Source organism: Streptomyces sp. NPDC014894, assembly GCF_043080985.1.
GTDB lineage: Bacteria > Actinomycetota > Actinomycetes > Streptomycetales > Streptomycetaceae > Streptomyces.
On sequence record NZ_JBIBWD010000023.1, the window covers coordinates 44,448 to 59,885 of the forward strand.

23 protein-coding genes are annotated in these 15,438 nt (G+C 70.9%); 15 read left to right on the forward strand and 8 right to left on the reverse strand.

Annotated elements, in window-relative coordinates:
* The first annotated feature begins 535 nt into the window (after positions 1-535).
* A complete protein-coding gene (locus ACF089_RS34235; protein WP_392035565.1) occupies positions 536-2,116 on the forward strand; it encodes a winged helix-turn-helix domain-containing protein in 1,581 nt (526 codons plus the stop codon).
* Between the two features lie 9 nt (positions 2,117-2,125).
* Positions 2,126-2,998, forward strand: coding sequence for a DciA family protein (locus ACF089_RS34240; RefSeq protein WP_392035567.1), 873 nt, complete (start codon positions 2,126-2,128; stop codon positions 2,996-2,998).
* A gap of 94 nt (positions 2,999-3,092) precedes the next feature.
* Here the strand turns inward: ACF089_RS34240 and ACF089_RS34245 are convergent, their stop codons facing one another.
* The gene (locus ACF089_RS34245) at positions 3,093-3,224 is read right to left on the reverse strand and encodes a hypothetical protein (RefSeq protein ID WP_392035570.1); all 132 of its coding nucleotides are present in this window, start codon (positions 3,222-3,224) and stop codon (positions 3,093-3,095) included.
* A 339-nt stretch (positions 3,225-3,563) separates the two neighbouring features.
* Here ACF089_RS34245 and ACF089_RS34250 point away from each other — a divergent pair, with 339 nt between their 5' ends.
* From ACF089_RS34250 to ACF089_RS34265, 4 genes are all read left to right on the forward strand, one after another.
* Positions 3,564-3,803, forward strand: coding sequence for a hypothetical protein (locus ACF089_RS34250; protein ID WP_392035573.1), 240 nt, complete (start codon positions 3,564-3,566; stop codon positions 3,801-3,803).
* Positions 3,800-4,048 carry a hypothetical protein gene (locus ACF089_RS34255; RefSeq protein ID WP_392035577.1) on the forward strand — a complete coding sequence of 83 codons (249 nt, stop codon included), beginning with the start codon at positions 3,800-3,802 and terminating at the stop codon, positions 4,046-4,048. Before ACF089_RS34250 ends, ACF089_RS34255 begins: the two co-directional genes overlap by 4 nt.
* A gap of 88 nt (positions 4,049-4,136) precedes the next feature.
* Positions 4,137-4,844, forward strand: a complete 708-nt coding sequence (locus ACF089_RS34260) for a GIY-YIG nuclease family protein (protein WP_392035580.1) — start codon at positions 4,137-4,139, stop codon at positions 4,842-4,844.
* A 40-nt stretch (positions 4,845-4,884) separates the two neighbouring features.
* Positions 4,885-5,619 (forward strand): GntR family transcriptional regulator, encoded by a 735-nt coding sequence (locus ACF089_RS34265; RefSeq protein WP_392035583.1) that lies wholly within the window; start codon positions 4,885-4,887, stop codon positions 5,617-5,619.
* 126 nt (positions 5,620-5,745) lie between these two features.
* On the opposite strand, the gene ACF089_RS34270 is transcribed toward ACF089_RS34265, so the two are convergent.
* Positions 5,746-5,916 carry a hypothetical protein gene (locus ACF089_RS34270; RefSeq protein WP_381735598.1) on the reverse strand — a complete coding sequence of 57 codons (171 nt, stop codon included), beginning with the start codon at positions 5,914-5,916 and terminating at the stop codon, positions 5,746-5,748.
* 85 nt (positions 5,917-6,001) lie between these two features.
* On the reverse strand, positions 6,002-6,331 hold the full coding sequence (locus tag ACF089_RS34275; protein ID WP_392035586.1) for a hypothetical protein: 330 nt from the start codon (positions 6,329-6,331) through the stop codon (positions 6,002-6,004).
* A 179-nt stretch (positions 6,332-6,510) separates the two neighbouring features.
* On the opposite strand from ACF089_RS34275, the gene ACF089_RS34280 reads away from it, so the two are divergent.
* From ACF089_RS34280 to ACF089_RS34300, 5 genes are all read left to right on the forward strand, one after another.
* Entirely contained in the window at positions 6,511-6,732 is a 222-nt protein-coding gene (locus ACF089_RS34280) for a hypothetical protein (RefSeq protein WP_392035589.1), read from the forward strand.
* Positions 6,733-7,130: 398 nt separating this feature from the next.
* Positions 7,131-7,607: a hypothetical protein gene (locus ACF089_RS34285; protein ID WP_392035592.1), complete on the forward strand. Its 477-nt coding sequence runs from the start codon at positions 7,131-7,133 to the stop codon at positions 7,605-7,607.
* Positions 7,608-7,694: 87 nt separating this feature from the next.
* The gene (locus ACF089_RS34290; protein ID WP_392035595.1) at positions 7,695-7,985 is read left to right on the forward strand and encodes a hypothetical protein; all 291 of its coding nucleotides are present in this window, start codon (positions 7,695-7,697) and stop codon (positions 7,983-7,985) included.
* Positions 7,978-8,274 carry a hypothetical protein gene (locus ACF089_RS34295; RefSeq protein ID WP_392035598.1) on the forward strand — a complete coding sequence of 99 codons (297 nt, stop codon included), beginning with the start codon at positions 7,978-7,980 and terminating at the stop codon, positions 8,272-8,274. The genes ACF089_RS34290 and ACF089_RS34295 overlap by 8 nt, the downstream gene beginning before the upstream one ends.
* 255 nt (positions 8,275-8,529) lie before the next feature.
* Complete coding sequence (locus tag ACF089_RS34300; protein ID WP_392035601.1) at positions 8,530-8,934, forward strand: hypothetical protein; 405 nt, start codon at positions 8,530-8,532, stop codon at positions 8,932-8,934.
* 43 nt (positions 8,935-8,977) lie between these two features.
* Here the strand turns inward: ACF089_RS34300 and ACF089_RS34305 are convergent, their stop codons facing one another.
* A complete protein-coding gene (locus tag ACF089_RS34305; protein WP_392035604.1) occupies positions 8,978-9,223 on the reverse strand; it encodes a type II toxin-antitoxin system RelE/ParE family toxin in 246 nt (81 codons plus the stop codon).
* The gene (locus ACF089_RS34310; RefSeq protein WP_392035606.1) at positions 9,220-9,477 is read right to left on the reverse strand and encodes a type II toxin-antitoxin system Phd/YefM family antitoxin; all 258 of its coding nucleotides are present in this window, start codon (positions 9,475-9,477) and stop codon (positions 9,220-9,222) included. Before ACF089_RS34310 ends, ACF089_RS34305 begins: the two co-directional genes overlap by 4 nt.
* A 147-nt stretch (positions 9,478-9,624) precedes the next feature.
* On the opposite strand from ACF089_RS34310, the gene ACF089_RS34315 reads away from it, so the two are divergent.
* Positions 9,625-9,948, forward strand: a complete 324-nt coding sequence (locus ACF089_RS34315) for a hypothetical protein (RefSeq protein ID WP_392035609.1) — start codon at positions 9,625-9,627, stop codon at positions 9,946-9,948.
* Positions 9,949-10,060: 112 nt separating this feature from the next.
* Here the strand turns inward: ACF089_RS34315 and ACF089_RS34320 are convergent, their stop codons facing one another.
* The gene (locus tag ACF089_RS34320; RefSeq protein WP_392035612.1) at positions 10,061-11,107 is read right to left on the reverse strand and encodes a dihydrouridine synthase; all 1,047 of its coding nucleotides are present in this window, start codon (positions 11,105-11,107) and stop codon (positions 10,061-10,063) included.
* Positions 11,108-11,368: 261 nt separating this feature from the next.
* On the opposite strand from ACF089_RS34320, the gene ACF089_RS34325 reads away from it, so the two are divergent.
* Positions 11,369-12,235 carry a PIN domain-containing protein gene (locus ACF089_RS34325; protein WP_392035615.1) on the forward strand — a complete coding sequence of 289 codons (867 nt, stop codon included), beginning with the start codon at positions 11,369-11,371 and terminating at the stop codon, positions 12,233-12,235.
* A gap of 139 nt (positions 12,236-12,374) precedes the next feature.
* Here the strand turns inward: ACF089_RS34325 and ACF089_RS34330 are convergent, their stop codons facing one another.
* Positions 12,375-13,280 (reverse strand): hypothetical protein, encoded by a 906-nt coding sequence (locus tag ACF089_RS34330; RefSeq protein WP_392035617.1) that lies wholly within the window; start codon positions 13,278-13,280, stop codon positions 12,375-12,377.
* A gap of 125 nt (positions 13,281-13,405) precedes the next feature.
* The gene (locus tag ACF089_RS34335; protein WP_392035620.1) at positions 13,406-14,179 is read right to left on the reverse strand and encodes a GntR family transcriptional regulator; all 774 of its coding nucleotides are present in this window, start codon (positions 14,177-14,179) and stop codon (positions 13,406-13,408) included.
* A gap of 113 nt (positions 14,180-14,292) precedes the next feature.
* Between ACF089_RS34335 and ACF089_RS34340 the strand changes: the two genes are divergently transcribed.
* Entirely contained in the window at positions 14,293-14,544 is a 252-nt protein-coding gene (locus tag ACF089_RS34340) for a hypothetical protein (protein ID WP_392035622.1), read from the forward strand.
* Positions 14,541-15,431, forward strand: coding sequence for a diaminopimelate epimerase (gene dapF, locus ACF089_RS34345; protein WP_392035625.1), 891 nt, complete (start codon positions 14,541-14,543; stop codon positions 15,429-15,431). The genes ACF089_RS34340 and dapF overlap by 4 nt, the downstream gene beginning before the upstream one ends.
* Positions 15,432-15,438: the final 7 nt, after the last annotated feature.

Consider the following 15,438-nt stretch of genomic DNA (forward strand, 5'->3'; position numbering starts at 1 on the left):
TCGCGGTTCACCGGGATCGAGAGGAGAGGAGAAATCTCCCCCCACCCGATCGGTGTCCGCCCTCTTCTCACGAAGGGGGCGATAACCAGCACATCCACATATCCGGCTCGTCCAGCCCCGAGGGGCTCGGGTCGGTTCAGCTATATGGAAGGCGGGTCGCTCTCATAGTGCCTGATCTGGTGTCCCCTGAAAAGCCGAGCACTGACCGTTTCGGCACGTTTTGCCGCTTTAGCGCGTTCCGTGTCACGGGAGTCGCGCCCGAATCACCCCTCTTCGCACCGCTTTTTTCAGGAAACCCCTCTTCCGGTAGAAACCCACAAAGGCCGGTTGCTCCGGGGCCCGGTGCCGGGCCGTTCGCGCCCCTCGCAGTGCTGCGTTCCGGCCTGTGCGGCGTCCCGTCAGGCGTGGTCGATTCCATGATTGCCTCCCAGATGGCGGGAGACACAGAGCTGACTCCCCGCCGGGCGGGAACCGGACCTCTGTCCACAAGTCGGGCCGCGCATGCTGCCGGGATGAATCATCTCCGGAGTGTCCGGTGACCGCGGTGACGGCGGCGGCCGACACGCTGGTGCACCCTCGCGGTGAGTTCGCCGACAACTCCGTCGGCGCTGACAGCACGTCCGCCGCCGCCCTCATTCACCCCCGCGCGGACTTGACCGACAACTCCGTCGGCGAGGCCGTGGTCGGGTTTCCCTCTCCTCGTTCCCCCGCCGACAGCGGTGTGGTCGGCGTGCTGCCCGCGCTGTACGTGCCGAAGGCGTCCCAGTGGCTGTCGACGTCGACGGGCCGGATCGCGGGCGACGGCTACTCCTGGATGCAGGCGGTCCACTGGGTCGCCGGGTCCGGGCTGTACGAGCCGCGCCGGTACCGGTCGCACGGGCCGCGTTCGTTCGGGCCGACGACGGTCCGTCTCGCCCAGGAGCTTGCGGCGCTGTTTCCGTGCCGTCCGGGGATCGAGTACCTGATGCGCCGTACCGGCCTGTCGGAGCGGTCGGTGGAGTACCACCTGGGGATGCTGCGGGAGGCCGGGCTGCTCGCGTACATCGTGCGGGGCACCCGGGTATCCGGCGGACCGGCGCAGACGTCAGAGTTCGCGCGGATGATCCCTCAGGCGTTCGATGTCGCGCTGGGGATCCGGACGGTGCAGCGGGACGAGGCCGCTCCGGCGTACACCAGGGCGGTGTCCGGGATCGCGGAGGCCGGCCGGGAGCTGATGGCGAAGCTGGCGAAGAAGGCGGCCCGCAAGGTCCGCCGACGGCGGGCGAAGTCGTCCTCGAAGGCCCCGGCGAAGGGTGTCCGGGAGACTGCTGAGCAGCGGGTTGTGATGGCTGATTCTGGTGAGGTCCGTTGCACCCCAATGCAGGTGGGTACCTCAAGTTCTTCTACTGCCGGTACTACCTCGCTTCCCTCTGAGAGCAAGCTCGCTAGCGGGCAGAGCGATTCCCCCACCCCGAAGAAGGTCAAGCCCGGCTGCCGGAAGCTCAACGCGGTGGGGCGGCGTTTCCAGCTGGCCTCGGAGCTGATCCGGCAGGTGCCATGGATGGGCCGCGCGTCGGTGCCCCGCATCGCCTGGATCCTCAAGGACGTTGCGGACGCGGGCTGGACGGCCGATGAGGTGATCGCGTTCCTTGACCTGGGCGACGCCCCGGACACCGTGCACCGTCCGTCCGGATTCCTCGCCGGACGCCTGGCCGGAGCGGTAGCCCTGTGGCCGACCGAAGAGGGCCGGGCTCGCGCCGTTCAGGCGTACCGCGACTCCCGCCGCGCGGAGCAGGCCCGCCACCAGGAGTGGGAGGGCGACTGGACGCCGCCGCGCAGCGAGTCCGTGCGCCGCCTGTTGGCCGATGCGCTCGCCCCGAAGCAGCCGCAGTACGAACTCCCCGACGGCCACCAGGAAGCGGCCGAGACCGGCCCCGACGTGCCCGGTGAGGAAGAGCTCCAGGCGCTCCGGGACCTGGCCTGGCAGGAGTACATGCTCGGCAGGCCCGACCAGGTCATCATGACGCTCGACACCCTCGGTCCGGCCGGCGCTGAGCAGATCTACGGCGCTGACCTGGTGCGGCGCGTACGCAAACTGGCGGGCAGCAGCTCGCTGATGACCGTCGGACGCCGGTAGGAGGCCGTGATGACCGAGACCCCCAACACCACCAGCGCGCAGCCTGCCCCGGAGCTGTCGGGCGTCGACCTGGCCCGGGTCGCGCTGCATCAGGCGCGCGAAGCGGCCAAGGCCCGCGGCGAGAGCGGCACCCGGAAGACCAAGCGGCGCACCCGCACCACGGCGACCCGGCGTGACGGCCGGGAACCGACCGGGTTCGCCGCCGTCCTACAGGGCCTGATGGCCGACCGGGCCTGGGACGTCCCGGCCGCCGGCGGCAGCATCCTGGACCAGTGGCCCGCCATCGCGGCCGTCATCTCCCCGAACCTGCCCGCGCACGTCCAGGCGGTCGCCTTCCACGCGGAGACCGGACAGCTGGACCTGCGCCCGGACTCGCCCGCGTACGCCACCCAGCTGCGCCTGATCACCTCCCGGATCGTCGCCGCGGCGAACGACGCGGTCGGCGCCCAGACGGTCCGCACCGTCCGCGTCCTGGTCGTGGGCGCCACGGCAGCCCCGGCACCCCGTGAGGCGGTCACCGCTCCGACGACGGCGGCTGCGCCCCAGACGCCGGTCAGGACACGCGACATGGCCCCGCCCGGCTTCCACCGCGCACTCACCGCCCACCAGGCCGTCCCGCGCGTCCAGCACGTCAGCTCGGGCGTCACCGAGGCGATCGAACGGCAGAACAGGGCCCTGCGCGAGCTCAGCCGCCGTGCTTTCCCCGAGCCGCCCGCGGTGCCCGAGGACGCCCCGGCCTCGATCGACAATGCTCGCCTCCAGCGACGTCGTCAGGCAGCGGCGACCGAGGCCGCCGCCCTGCGCCGAGCCCGTGCCGAAAAGGCCGGGCGAACCGTCCCCGAGCTGTCACGTGCTCCGCAGGCAGCCGGTGAAGTGGCATGAGCGTAGCGGCCGAACCCAACCTGAAGCGCGGGCAGTTCGCGCCCTGCCGCCCGAACGGACCGGTGGCTACGCTGCCGGGTATGTCGAAGCATCGTCAGTGGCCCGGCCCGAAGGGGCAGTCGTACGTTGCCGCCCCGGTGTGGGCGCGCAGCGCGGTGGTGTACTTGGCGCCCTGGCGGGCGTCGCGGCGGGCACGCTGTTCGGGGGTGGACTGTGCGTTCGGCATGACGTTCTCCCGCCGGCAGAGCCACCCCTCTGCTGGCACGACGGCAGGCCGTAGTGCGGAAAGTTGATGCGCGGGACTCGGAAGCCCTTGACCACGGTGCACACCCGGCGGCGTGGGCCTGGTGGCGGTGGCGAACGGCGTACGCGCTTGGCCGTGGCCGACACCGTAGCGGAACACCGCCTCTCATCTGGTACGACCCGCCCGAGAGGTGCAGACGCAGATGCTGTTTTGGGCCCGGTCTCCTGGGAGTGAAGTCCTGGCCGTTCGGCACCGACAAGCCGGGTGCTCTCGCTACCGTGGCGGGGACTGCAGTCCCGCTATGGACAGGGGTGTTCGGTGATGGCCGAGGGCGATGTGCGGTGGACGATGCACAACGGGGAGCGGGTCGAGGTGCCGGCCACCGTCGGCGGGATCCGCGCCGCTCTGTCCGGGGACCGGCGGGCGCAGTTCGACGCGGAGATCGACGCGGCGAACGTCGACGACCTCTACAACGTGGTGCGCCGGTGGATCGTCGAGCTGGCCTCGTTCCCGGAGGACGAGGAGATCTTCGCGCAACTGCGGGAGCAGGGAGCCGCGTGAGCCGCCGGTTCCGGATCTCGTACGCGCCCGTCGCCGAGGAGACGCTGAAGAAGGTCAGCGACCCGGCCGGGTTCCGGTCCCGCATGGAACAGACCCTGGGCCGTGACCCGTACGCGCACGGATCGGAGGCGATGAAAGGCGAGCGGGACCGGCGCACCGCGACGGTTCGGAACGTGTTCGTCGTCTACTACGTCGCCCAGGCCGCCCTCACCGTCACCGCGGTGCGGCTCATCCCACCACCCTGACCGCCGACTCACCGGGACACGGCACAGGAACGGTCCGGGGCTGAAGAAGGAAGAGGCGCCGGAGAACGAGTGCATGGAGGAAGCAGGGATGAGCGACACATCAGGCAGGCGGGCCGCCGTCCTTCACAGCCAGGATGCCGGGATTCCGGCCGTGCCTGGGGTGGTGTCCAGCGTCTATGTGGTGGGTGCTGAGGGGCTCGCTTCCGTGAAGATCGGCACCAGTGCCAGCCCTCAGCAGCGGGTTTCCCAGTTGCAGACCGGACTTCCGGTCACTCTCTCCATCCTCGCGGTCTTTCCGGGCGGAACGCGCCTGGAGCGTGCTCTCCACGAGTACTTCTCCGCGTACCGGACCCGGGGGGAATGGTTCGATTTCACACCCCTCGGTGATCCGGTCGAGGTGGTCCGGAGCGCTGTGGAAGTGTTCGGGCCGATGCCGCACAGTGCCTCCCCAGCTCGCGGCGGGCCGGGGAAGGGGCCGGTGGCGCTCCCGAGGCAATCTCAGAATCCCGTTCGGCAGACGTTCGTCACCGTGTCGGACGATGAGGAGTGGGGGCTCGGGAGCCTGGTCCTGCGGGAGAGCGTGGCCAGCTATGACGCCAGCGGCACCCGGACCGGCCTCACGTGCCGGGACCGTGCGCTGTCCGACGCCTTTCCGGAAAAGCACCTTCCCGCGGGACTTCCCGTGCAGCCATGGGCACTGGACGCACTGGCAGCCGGCAACTGGACATTGGCACCCACGGCACCGGGACGTCCCGACACAACTCCACCGCCTCGGTGCACGGTCGGCCTTCGATAGGGTCAGACGTAGTGTCGTCGGCCTATGGAGGGACGCCTTGGTGAGCGAGAAGGCGCAGGCCGGGCTGGGGTTCCGTGAGATCGCGGCGACGCTGCGGAACGAGATCCTCGATCGCCGGTATCCGACGGCGTCGGTCCTGCCTCCGGAGCCGGAACTGGCCCTGAAGTACGGGGCCTCCCGCAGTCTGGTGAACCGGGCGATGAACGTCCTGGCGGCCGAGGGGCTGGTGCGGCCCCGGCAGGGGCGCGGAACGATCGTGACCTGGCTCCCGCCGATCACCCATTCCGCCACAGCGGGGCACGACCCGGCTGATGAGATCCTGGCGCTGGGCCTGGAGCCCCGGTACGAGGTCGTGGTCGAGCGGGCCGAACCACCGGCCGATATCGCCGACGTCCTGGGCGTCGAACCCGGACAGGCCGGCTGTCTCGCGCGCAGGAGTCGGCTGCTCGCCGGCGGTATCCCCGTACGCCTGACCGAGAGCTGGTTCCCCCTGACCATCGCGGAGAACACCCTGCTGGAAGACCCGGCCGCGCTCAACCCGGCCGGGACCAGGGCCGTGCTGAGCGGGTTGGGGTTCGAGCAGACCCATCTCGCAGAGCGGATCACCCCCAGCCGCCTGCCCACGGAACCCGAGAGCCGCGCCCTGGAAATCTCCCCGGAACGCACGGTCACCGACATCGGGCGCACCGGCCGGACCGCCGACCGGCGGGCCGTCGAGATCACCACGATCATCACCCCGGCCCACTACCTCGTGATCGAGCACACGCTCGCCTGAAGGGCCCGAACACGGGCTGGGGGCTCTCGCGCACCAGGATCAACAGCCGGACCGGACGGACGCGAGTTGCCCATAGGCAACTGCCATCCTCAAAAAGCGACACAGCAGTTGCCTATGGGCAACTCGTCAGAGGCTGATGAGCCGGACGGCGGTGATGGTGAGGGCGGCCGGGGCGCTGACGTAGTAGACGACGACCGCCTGGGCACCGGGGAGGGCGACCTCGCGGTAGTCCCGTTCACGGGGCCGGGGCGCGGTGGAGCCGTGGCCGTAGGGGTCGCGGGCGATGGTGGAACGCATCGCGGTGTCGATCTGTGTACGGCGCGGGCGCGGCAGAGCGCGCAACGCGGCTTCGGCCTGCCCTGCGTAGGCGATCCGGTAGGTTCTACGCGGCTTCGTGGCCGTCGATCGGGACCAGGTCGCCGTTCTCGTCCAGGGTGACGACGCCGCTGTAGTCCCCGGCGCGCAGCCGGGCGATCTCCGCGTCGGTCTCCTCGACGGCGCCGGGCACGGTCTCCAGCGCCCACCACGCCAGCCGCAGCGTGCGCAGCTCTTCCGGAGCGCCGGCGGCGTCCAGCTCGGCGAGCGCGGCGTCGAACTCCGCCTGACGCTCTGCGGGGAGAGCGGCGCGGATGTCGGCGGCGGTGCTGGGCAGGGTCACGGTCTCACCGCGGACCTGGGTCGACCAGGGGTCAGCGGGTGGTGTGCTGCTCATCGCTCGGGCCCTTCACGCGAAGTGCTGTCCGGGGTCACGGTACGCCGCGCGGGCAGAGCATTGGCACGGCGCGCACGGTCCAGCCGCGCGCCCCCATGGAGGGAGGCGGGTTCCGGGCCGGAGAGACGGGAGCCGGCGCTCGCGGTGCGGGCCCCCGTGTCCGGGGCGAAGCTGAGGTTATGGGGAGTCCCCGATTGGTGGTCTACCCGCCGGATGAGCGCGGGTGGCGGCGGGTGCGCTGGGACGGGCAGATTCTCGGCACCGCCTACAAGGTCAGCGATATCGCGGTGTTCCTGACGGCGGCCGGGATGACCGACGCGGAATCCCTGGACCTCACCGACCCGGCGGTGGTCGAGTGGCGGGGCGGCGGGCCGGACACCTGGGCGGAATCCCCGCCATAGCCACGACCGCTCCCACAGCCCGGCTCGGCTGGCCCCGCACCCGTGAAGGCCGGCCCCGCCGTACTGGTCGCCGACCCGGAACCGCAGCCGACCGCACCCGTCGCGCCGGTAGAGCGCCGGATGCCGCCGGACGGCTACCGGCGTGCGATCGAGGCACACCGCCAGGCCGTGACACCGTCCCGGGCGGACCCGGACATCGCGGCGACGGTGGAACGGCAGACCCAGGCGATGCGCGAGCTGTCCCGCCGCGCGTTTCCCGGGACCAGCGCAGTCCCCCCGGACGATGCACCCGCCCCGATCGAGACGAACGAGAGCGGACCACCGCACTGCGAAACCGCGCCCCGGTCGTTGGTCAAGACGGTGTGAGCCGCGCCACCACAGCACGGACGGAGACGAGCATGAGGGAACAGATGAACCCGTGGGAGACCGATTTCACGTGGCCCGCGAACGAGGAGCGGGAGCCCGAGCCGCCCTGTGGCCGCTGTGAATGGTGCCAGGTCGCGCAGTCGGCATTCGACAACCTCCTCGACGTCGCTGACGGCCTGTGGCGTCGTTTCCAGTCTCCGGAGCGGAACAGCTTCACCGCCAACGGCCGCAACCTGCACCGGACGACCTGCACCTACATCCGCCGCGAGATGCCGGCCGAACACACTCGACTCGCAGGGCAGGCGTACGACCGCGCACTCCAGAAGTGGGCGCATGAGCACCACGACTACAACAGCGCGTGCGCGGCCAGGCGGTACAGCGAGCACCTGCTGCTCGACATCATGACCCCGGCCGAAACTCAGGAGTGGGCCACTTCACGGGCCCGGCCGCGGGGGAAGCCGGACTACCGCCTTTGCAAGGTGTGCCGGCCAGAGGTGCCCGCCTCGTAGCAGCGAGTCCAGCTTCCGCCGTTCCAGTCGACCCGGACCCTTGGAAGAGGGCAGACTCGGGGGCAGACAGAGAAGGGGGCGCCCCGAATGAGCGCACAGCCAGTCCACTCGCACGAGCCGGACCGTGTCCCGCGCAACGCCGACGGCATCGCGGCCGCGCTCGACGGCGGGCGCCGGATGGAGTTCTACCGCGAGCTCCTGGCGGCCGCGCCCGAGGACGCCGGCGCGGTGCTGCGCCGCTGGTGGTGCGAGGCGATGCTCGACACCGACCCGAACGGCGACCGGCTCACCGAGGCCGCGCTGAACGGGACCCTGCCCACCACCACGGTCACCGCCGCCGTCGAGCGCCGCCGAGCAGCGGGCCGGCCCGTTGAGTGAGCCGTACGACCAGGAGCCGGAGGGCTGGCCCTGCCTGCTGTCCGCCGAGGTCGACGCCCTGCTGGGCGACCTTGCACTGCCGGGTGACGTGTTCGGGGCGATCATCGCGGTGACCGTCCAGATCAACGAGACCAAGGGGTACGTGCCGGGCAGTACCGCTTCGTCGAAGTGGCCCCAGCAGCGCCGTGTCCCGCTCGGACCGGACGGCTCCCTCGGCGTGGCCGAGTACGTCATCGTCGCCGACGCCGACGAGCCCCACTGCGTCCTGACCCGGGTCCAGCTCTACTGAACCGGCAGGCGCGGACCGGGAAGGCCTGCGCGGGCTGCGGTGGTCGTCGTCCGCGGAGGAGTTGCCCATAGGCGATTGCAGTCCCTGGTTGAAGGACTGCAATCGCGCGGGTGCAAGAGGGCGTTGTCAGCCATTGCGGACAGAGAACCGGGCAGTCCCTGCGGGAAGTGGCATGTCACCCCGCAGGGGCCTTGATGATCTGGGGCGGCAGCACTGTCCAGCGCTGTCCGTACGTCTTCTCCGGAAGGTCGCCCCGTGTCCGAACCCATCATCGTTGCCGACGATCCCGATCTCGCTCACCTGATCGACCTCATCGACATCCTCCCGCGACCGTACGTGTCGAGTTTCTGGGGCGAAGGCGATCTCAGCATCGGGTCCAAGTTCGGACACCGGCTGAAGAAGATTCTCAGCGGCCGGGGCCGGGCCTCCGACGTGGACTACCTGGCGGTGTACGTCCTGAAGTACCTCGGGCACGGCAACGAGCACATCTCCGAGGAGCAGATCACCAAGCACCTGGTCGGGGTCGGCAATCTCCCCGCAGCCGGCCACGCGTGGGTGGAGGACGCCACCCGCACCGCATGGAGCCTGGTCACCCGCTACAGCCTCCCGCGCTGGCGCGGCATCCGCTCCACCCCGGGCAGCGCATGGGCCGAAGACTGACCGGTCCCGCCCGTCGGCGACATCCAAGCGGACTTCACTGTCCTCAGCGCACGCGGCCGAGGTGGATCACGCTGACGCGGACCTGTCGGTCGCTGATCTCGTACATCACGCGGTAGATCCCGACGTGGATACGAAGGATGTCGGCGCTGCCGAACGCTCCGTCCGGGCGCGGGTTGTCGGCGAGGCGGTCGACGGCGGTGAACACCTGGCGGACTCCCCGCGGGTCGCTCTTCGCGAGCTGCTCCGCCTGGGCGAGGGCCTCGGGTTCCCAGATGACCTCGTAGCTCACGCGTCATCCCCGAAGACGCGGCGGTACGCCTCGTCGTGCGGGACGCCGGCGTTCTCGCCGCGGGCCTGGCGCTCGCGGTAGGCGGCCAGGGCGCGCAGCTCCTGGAGCTCGAGGGCGTCGGCGGGGCTGACGAGTATGGCGACGGTCTGTCCGTGGTCGGTGATGGCGACCGGTTCGCGGGTGGCGCTGACTCCGCGGGCGATGGCGCCGAGGCGGGCGCGGGCTTCCACGATCGAGTACGTCGTTTCCGTCATGCACACCACTGTACGGAAGTGTGCACCTGCCCGCACCGCGCTGTCGTGGGGTCGCGCGTCTGCGGGGAGGGTTACGGCACCGGCCGGGGGCGATATCGTGGGCGTCTGATGACCGCTTCATTTCATGATCTGGCAGGAGGGCCCGGGGTGGCCGAGGATCCCATCGCGCAGAGCGAGCTCGCTGCTCTCACCCGGCGCTACGAGCAGGCCCAGGACAAGACGGACCGCGAGTTCGGGATCGTCAAGTCGGACCTGACCGCTCTGCGGCTCCAGGTGGGCAATCTCGACCAGAAGGTCAGCAACCTCGACGAGAAGGTCGGTGGCCTTGACACGAAGGTTGCCGGTCTGGACGAGAAGATCGGTGACCTCGCCGGGGAGGTGCGGGATCTGAACGCCAAGGTGGACCGCAACCAGGCGCAGATCATCGAGCTGCTGACCCAGCTCGTCGGCAAGAGCCCGGACGCCGGCTGACCTCTGTTCCGTACATTTGGCTGCTGCCCCGAACCCGGTACCGGGTTCGGGGCAGCAGCCGTTTCAGCGGCGGAATACGCGATGCGGACCGGACCTCAGATGTGCCCGGGTGTCACACCTCGGGGGCCGTTCTGTCCGGCGCGACCACGGTGGCCGGGGCGGGTGTGGTGAGTGCGCGGTGGTGGCGTGCGGCGACGGACCGGGGGCCGATCAGGAGGCTGTCGGTGGTGAAGTGGGGCGGGGTGAGATGGCGTTCGAGGGCGGGGAGGTAGTTCCAGCGGACGGCGGGGTGGGCGGAGTGGGCGTAGTGGTGGAGGTCGCCGTAGGGGAGCCAGGTGGCGGCGGCGAGGGCGGCGAGGAGCCGGCTCTGGGGGTAGAGGCGCAGGCAGCGTCCGGCTTCGATCTGGGCGGGAGTGCCGGTGCGGTGCTCGGGGTCGAACCAGGTGTGCTCGCCGAGGAGGCTGAGCCAGGCGAGCTGCGGATAGATCAGGAGCCGGGGGATGAGGACGCCGCAGATCACGGCGGTCCAGCCGCCGGCCGGGTACGCGGCGGCGATCACGGCGACGGCGGTGGCCGCGCGGGCGGGGGAGTGGCCGAGGCCGCCGGCCACCGAGGTGAGGGTGGCGCGGATGCCGGACGGGGTGAGCGGGTGGACGAGCGCGGCGGCGAACCGGAGGGTGGTGGCGCCGGGGCGCAGCCCGGCCCGGTGGAGTTCGGCGAGGTTGGGGTCGGCGCCGGGCAGGGTGGCGTTGGGGTGGTGGTCGCGGACGTGGCGTCGGCGGCGCTCGGGGACGGGGCCGAGGGCGAGCGGGTGGTGGGCGAAGATCTCGGCGAGCAGCAGGTTGGTCCGTGGGGTGCGGGCGAGGACGCCGTGGACGGCGAAGTGGCTGATCTCCTGGAGGTGCCGGAAGTGGACGGCGACCCCGAGCGCGGCCGCGGTGGCGAGGAGGGGGCCGTGGGCGGCGAGGAGCCACCAGCCGGTGATCTGCACCCACTGCCCGGCCAGCAGCAGGAGCGGAGTGAGGTTGTTGGCGCGGGCGCGCTGGAGGGCTATGAGGTCGGCGGAAGATCCGGCGCGCGGGCGGCGGCGGGCGAAGTGAGCCCGGTCGGCCTGGCGGAGTAAGACGCCGGCGGTGATGAGGGTGACGGCGAGCAGCATGGGCGGTCCCGGAGCGACGAAGGACGGAGGGGCGGGAGACCCACCCCATGATCGTCACTCAAGGTACATCTAGTGCACTAGATTCGTTCGGGGGTTCGCCCACCCCGGATCCGGCCGCAGGACGCCGGACAGCCGCCGGACCGGGCCGTACAGCGGGGCTCGCCAGACTGAAACGGGCACGCAGGCAGTGGCGTTCCGCGTTCTCAGAGCTGTTGAGGCTTCTCCCGTCCTAGCATCCCGGCCTGCTGCCATGATCTGGGGATGCTCGTTACACCTCGTCCCGGGGTAGGCCGGGACCACCTCCGCAGCCAGCTCAGCACCCAGTGCACCAAGGTCACGAACCTGTGGACCGCCGGGCCGCACGACGCGGCCGACCGCCTCGTCGCCTACCTGGACTGGTCCACCAACGCGCTCCAGGCGCTCGGGAACCAGATCAGCAGCAAGGACATCGAACGGCTCGTCCTCACCCGCGGGCACCAGATCCTCCTCGAACAGGGCAGACACCTGACCGAGGGCGACAGCCGGAGAATCGTGAACGGGCTGCTTAACCTCGAACTCCAGCAGTGCGCAGCCACCTTCCGGGACGCGGTCGACGCCCTTGACCGGAAGATCACATCCTGGAACGACACGATCGACCTGCTCGTTGCCGACACCAGCTTCTACATCCAGCACCCGGACAAGATCGAGATAGCAGATCTGGCCGAGTTCGGCGACGGCGGCACCCGCGAGACCCGCCTGCTGTTCCCCATGGCCGTGATCGACGAACTCGACAACCTGAAGCAGCACCGCAAGAGCGAGGTGCGGTGGCGAGCCGCTCACACCCTCGGCTTCCTCGACAAGCGCGTTATGCGGGACGAACCGGCGACGATACGCACGCAGAGCGTCCGGCCCGACGGATCATTCAACCTGGGCGTCAGCATCGAGATGCTGTTCGACCCGCCCGGGCACGTCCGGCTGCCGATCACCGACGACGAGATCGTGGACCGGGCCCTGGCCGCGCAGGCGCTCGCGGCGAGCCCGGTCACCTTCATCACCTACGACACCGGCCAGTGCATGCGGGCGCGGTTCGCCGGCCTCAAAGTGATCAAGCTGCGGAACGCCGAGGAAACCGGGCCCGAGCCCAAGTAGCCGCCGGCGGAAAAGAGGGTGGACGAGCCGGCCCTGGGCCGGTGTCTGCGGGATGGCAGGCGTCCTGCCGGGCCGGGCAGGACGCCCCCGGTCATGACGGTGGCCCGGCCGGAGACATCCGGCCGGGCCACCCGAGTTCCTACAGGCCGTCGACCGTGGTGGTGGCGCGGCTCTCGTCCCAGGTTCCGGCGTCGAGCATGGGGCGGATCGCGCTCTCGTAGGTCTGGAGGGTGCGGGGTGCGGAGTCGGCGCCCTGGCCCCAGGTCTCGTCGAAGCGGTCGGCCCAGCGTTCGACGCCCTTGAAGTAGACGGAGCTGCGTCCCTGCTGGTAGTCGGCGTCGCCCTGTTCCTCCTCGACCAGGGCGGCGGCCGCGGCGAAGATGACGACGTCGACGGCCTGGTCGGCGCGCAGGCGGTCGCGGACGGCGAGGCCGCAGGTGACGCCGAGGTCGCGGTGGCTGCCGACGAGGTCCAGGAGGGCTCGGGCGAAGTCCGGGGTGGTGAGGTCGGTGCTGCGGACGATGAAGAGGCGGTTGATGGTGCCGCCGGATTCGGTGAAGCGGCGGTTGGCGGCGATGTATTCGCGGCGCCGGGCCAGGAGTGTCGGGTCGGTGGTCAGGTCGGCGGCGAGGATCCGCTGGGGCTCGGATGCGGCTTCGGTGACGGTCTTGACCAGCAGGGCGGACAGGCGGGGCACCTCGCCGGCGTAGACGCGAAGGTGGCCGTCGGCGATCTCGCTGTAGTCGGAGATGAGCTCGCGCTCCAGGCGGGAGCGGACCAGGTCGTAGTACGCGGAGTCGTCCATGGCCTTGAGGTTATTGGCCCGGCGCAGGTGGATGTATGCCTTCCGCATCCACAGATGCCCGGCGGCCAGCAGAAGGATGAGCCCGCCCTGGACGATGAGCAGGACTTTGAGGTTGACGTGCTCGGCGGCCCAGCCGATCACGGGGACGATGAGTCCGGCGAGTCCGATTAAGGCGCCGACCGCGGGCGAGCCCAGCGTGTCCAGGACCCCGGCAGCCGGGCTCCGGCGCTGTCCAGGCATGAAGAAACCTCCCCCTCCAGCAGCCCCTCGGGGGCCGCACGGCTATTCATGTGTTCCGTCTGCCCGCCGGCCCCGGGCCCTTCGTTCCCGGCGGCGGCCGGTCCGCGGCGCCGGTGAACGGAAGGTCAGGTGCCGGGCGGCGACAGGGTGATGTCGTAGGTGATGTCCCAGCGGTCCGCGGGGACCAGGAGGTCCGCGGTCTCGACCGGGCGGCCGGCGGTGTCGTAGTGGGTGCGCTCGATCAGGGTGGCCTGGGCCCCGGCGGCGATGCCGAGGAGCTGCGCCTGGTCGCGGCCGACGTGGACCGGCCGGGGCCGCTCCACCACCCGCGCGACGGTGATCCCGAGCTGTGCCATGCGGGCGGTGACGCCGTGTCCGGCGTAGGGGCCGCCCTCGGGCAGGACCACGAGGGTGCCGCCGGTCACCGCCATTGGCTCCCAGCTCGTGGCCAGCATCACCGGCAGGCGGTCGGTGAGGAACTCGTACACGGTGCGCACGCACAGTTCGCCGGGCTCCACGCCGAGGCGGTCGGCGATCTGAGGCGGGGCGGGGACCTTGGCGGTGCTGTCCGCCTCCCAGGTTCCGGTGAAGCCGGCCGGAGCAGGCCCGTGAGGGACGGCGCCGACTGATCCGGGCTGGGGGATGCGGGGCAGGGAGCGGCGTTCGAACGGGGCGCGGACGTAGGTGCCCGCCCCGGGCCGGCCTTCCAGGACGCCCTGGGTGATGAGGAGTTCCTGCGCGCGGCGGATCACGTTCTCCCCGACGCCGAGCTGGTCGCCCAGTTCGGTACGGGAGGGGAGGCGGTCGCCCGGGGCCCAGGTTCCGTCGGCGATCCTGTCCCGGATCACGGCCGCCGCCCGCAGATACGGGGCGGCCTTCTCCGAGCCGGCGTCAACCATCCCGCTCCTCAGCCGTGTTGCTGACCTGTACGGATTGACAATCTAGTCCACTAGCTAGAAGCTAGTTAACTTGATTCACTTTGCGTTATCGACGTTGAGCGAATGCGAGTCCCGTGAGCTACGACCGCCAGACCGCCGAGATCTGCTCCGCGGTCGCGCAGCTCGCCGCCCTCACCGGACACGACCCCCGCGTCATCACCGAAACCGGGGCCGTCCGCGTCGAGACCGACCTCACCGACGCCCTCGTCCCCCGCTGGCTGCACCTGCTCGCGGTCCTGGACTTAGGCGCGACCTACGGCCTGCGGAGCGCCGACGGCCACCAGGTCGCCTGGCTCCGCTTCGAGTTACGAAAGAGCCGCCCATGACACGACCACCGCATCCTTTCGCCAAAGGCCACGGAGCCGGGAACGACTTCCTGATCCTGCCCGACCCCGCGGGCCGCCTCCGGCTGACCGGGGAGATGGTGAGAAGCCTGTGCGACCGGCGCACCGGCATCGGCGCGGACGGCATCCTGCGCGCCGTCCACACCACCGCCGTCCCCGAGGCCGCCTCCATGGCGGGGGAGGCCGAGTGGTTCATGGACTACCGCAACCCGGACGGCACCGTCGGCGCGATGTGCGGCAACGGCATCCGCGTCCTGGCCCGCTACCTCGTCGACACCGGCCTCAGTCCGGCCGGAGCACTGCCCATCGCCACCCGCGCCGGAACCCGCCACGTCCACATCCCCCACCCCAGCACCCGCTTCCGGGGCGAGGTCACCGTCAAAATGGGCCGCCCCGAACTGCCCGGACCCGACGGCATCACCGTCACCGCCGCCGGACGCACCTGGCCCGCCCTCCACGTCGACATGGGCAACCCCCACGCCGTCGTCCTCCTCGACGACCTCGGCCAGGCGGGCGACCTGACCACCGCTCCCGCCGTCACCCCGGCCGGCGCCTTCCCCCACGGCGTCAGCATCGGGTTCGCCGTCCTCCGGGGCCCCGGCCGCATCGGACTGCGGGTTCATGAACGCGGCGCCGGGGAGACCCGCGCGTGCGGAACCGGGGCCTGCGCCGCCATCGCCGCGGTACGGACCGCGGGCCGGACAGCCGCCGCCGACAGCTACCTCGTCGACGCCCCCGGCGGCCGGCTCCGTGTCGCCGTACTCCCCGACGACACCATGTACCTCACCGGCCCCGCCGCCATCGTCGCCCAGGGCACCCTCCACCTCGCGACCCTCGAAGTGGACACCGATGCGGCAGTTGCCGCGTGAGGCGGGG

Excerpts from the sequence above, each read along its gene's own strand:
- ACF089_RS34240 (WP_392035567.1), top strand. The coding sequence starts at position 2,126 with ATGACCGAGACCCCCAACACCACCAGCGCGCAGCCTGCCCCGGAGCTG.
- ACF089_RS34245 (WP_392035570.1), bottom strand. The coding sequence starts at position 3,224 with ATGCCGAACGCACAGTCCACCCCCGAACAGCGTGCCCGCCGCGACGCC.
- ACF089_RS34250 (WP_392035573.1), top strand. The coding sequence starts at position 3,564 with ATGGCCGAGGGCGATGTGCGGTGGACGATGCACAACGGGGAGCGGGTC.
- ACF089_RS34260 (WP_392035580.1), top strand. The coding sequence starts at position 4,137 with ATGAGCGACACATCAGGCAGGCGGGCCGCCGTCCTTCACAGCCAGGAT.
- ACF089_RS34270 (WP_381735598.1), bottom strand. The coding sequence starts at position 5,916 with ATGCGTTCCACCATCGCCCGCGACCCCTACGGCCACGGCTCCACCGCG.
- ACF089_RS34275 (WP_392035586.1), bottom strand. The coding sequence starts at position 6,331 with ATGAGCAGCACACCACCCGCTGACCCCTGGTCGACCCAGGTCCGCGGT.
- ACF089_RS34280 (WP_392035589.1), top strand. The coding sequence starts at position 6,511 with ATGGGGAGTCCCCGATTGGTGGTCTACCCGCCGGATGAGCGCGGGTGG.
- ACF089_RS34285 (WP_392035592.1), top strand. The coding sequence starts at position 7,131 with ATGAGGGAACAGATGAACCCGTGGGAGACCGATTTCACGTGGCCCGCG.
- ACF089_RS34290 (WP_392035595.1), top strand. The coding sequence starts at position 7,695 with ATGAGCGCACAGCCAGTCCACTCGCACGAGCCGGACCGTGTCCCGCGC.
- ACF089_RS34310 (WP_392035606.1), bottom strand. The coding sequence starts at position 9,477 with ATGACGGAAACGACGTACTCGATCGTGGAAGCCCGCGCCCGCCTCGGC.
- ACF089_RS34320 (WP_392035612.1), bottom strand. The coding sequence starts at position 11,107 with ATGCTGCTCGCCGTCACCCTCATCACCGCCGGCGTCTTACTCCGCCAG.
- ACF089_RS34325 (WP_392035615.1), top strand. The coding sequence starts at position 11,369 with ATGCTCGTTACACCTCGTCCCGGGGTAGGCCGGGACCACCTCCGCAGC.
- ACF089_RS34330 (WP_392035617.1), bottom strand. The coding sequence starts at position 13,280 with ATGCCTGGACAGCGCCGGAGCCCGGCTGCCGGGGTCCTGGACACGCTG.
- ACF089_RS34335 (WP_392035620.1), bottom strand. The coding sequence starts at position 14,179 with ATGGTTGACGCCGGCTCGGAGAAGGCCGCCCCGTATCTGCGGGCGGCG.
- dapF (WP_392035625.1), top strand. The coding sequence starts at position 14,541 with ATGACACGACCACCGCATCCTTTCGCCAAAGGCCACGGAGCCGGGAAC.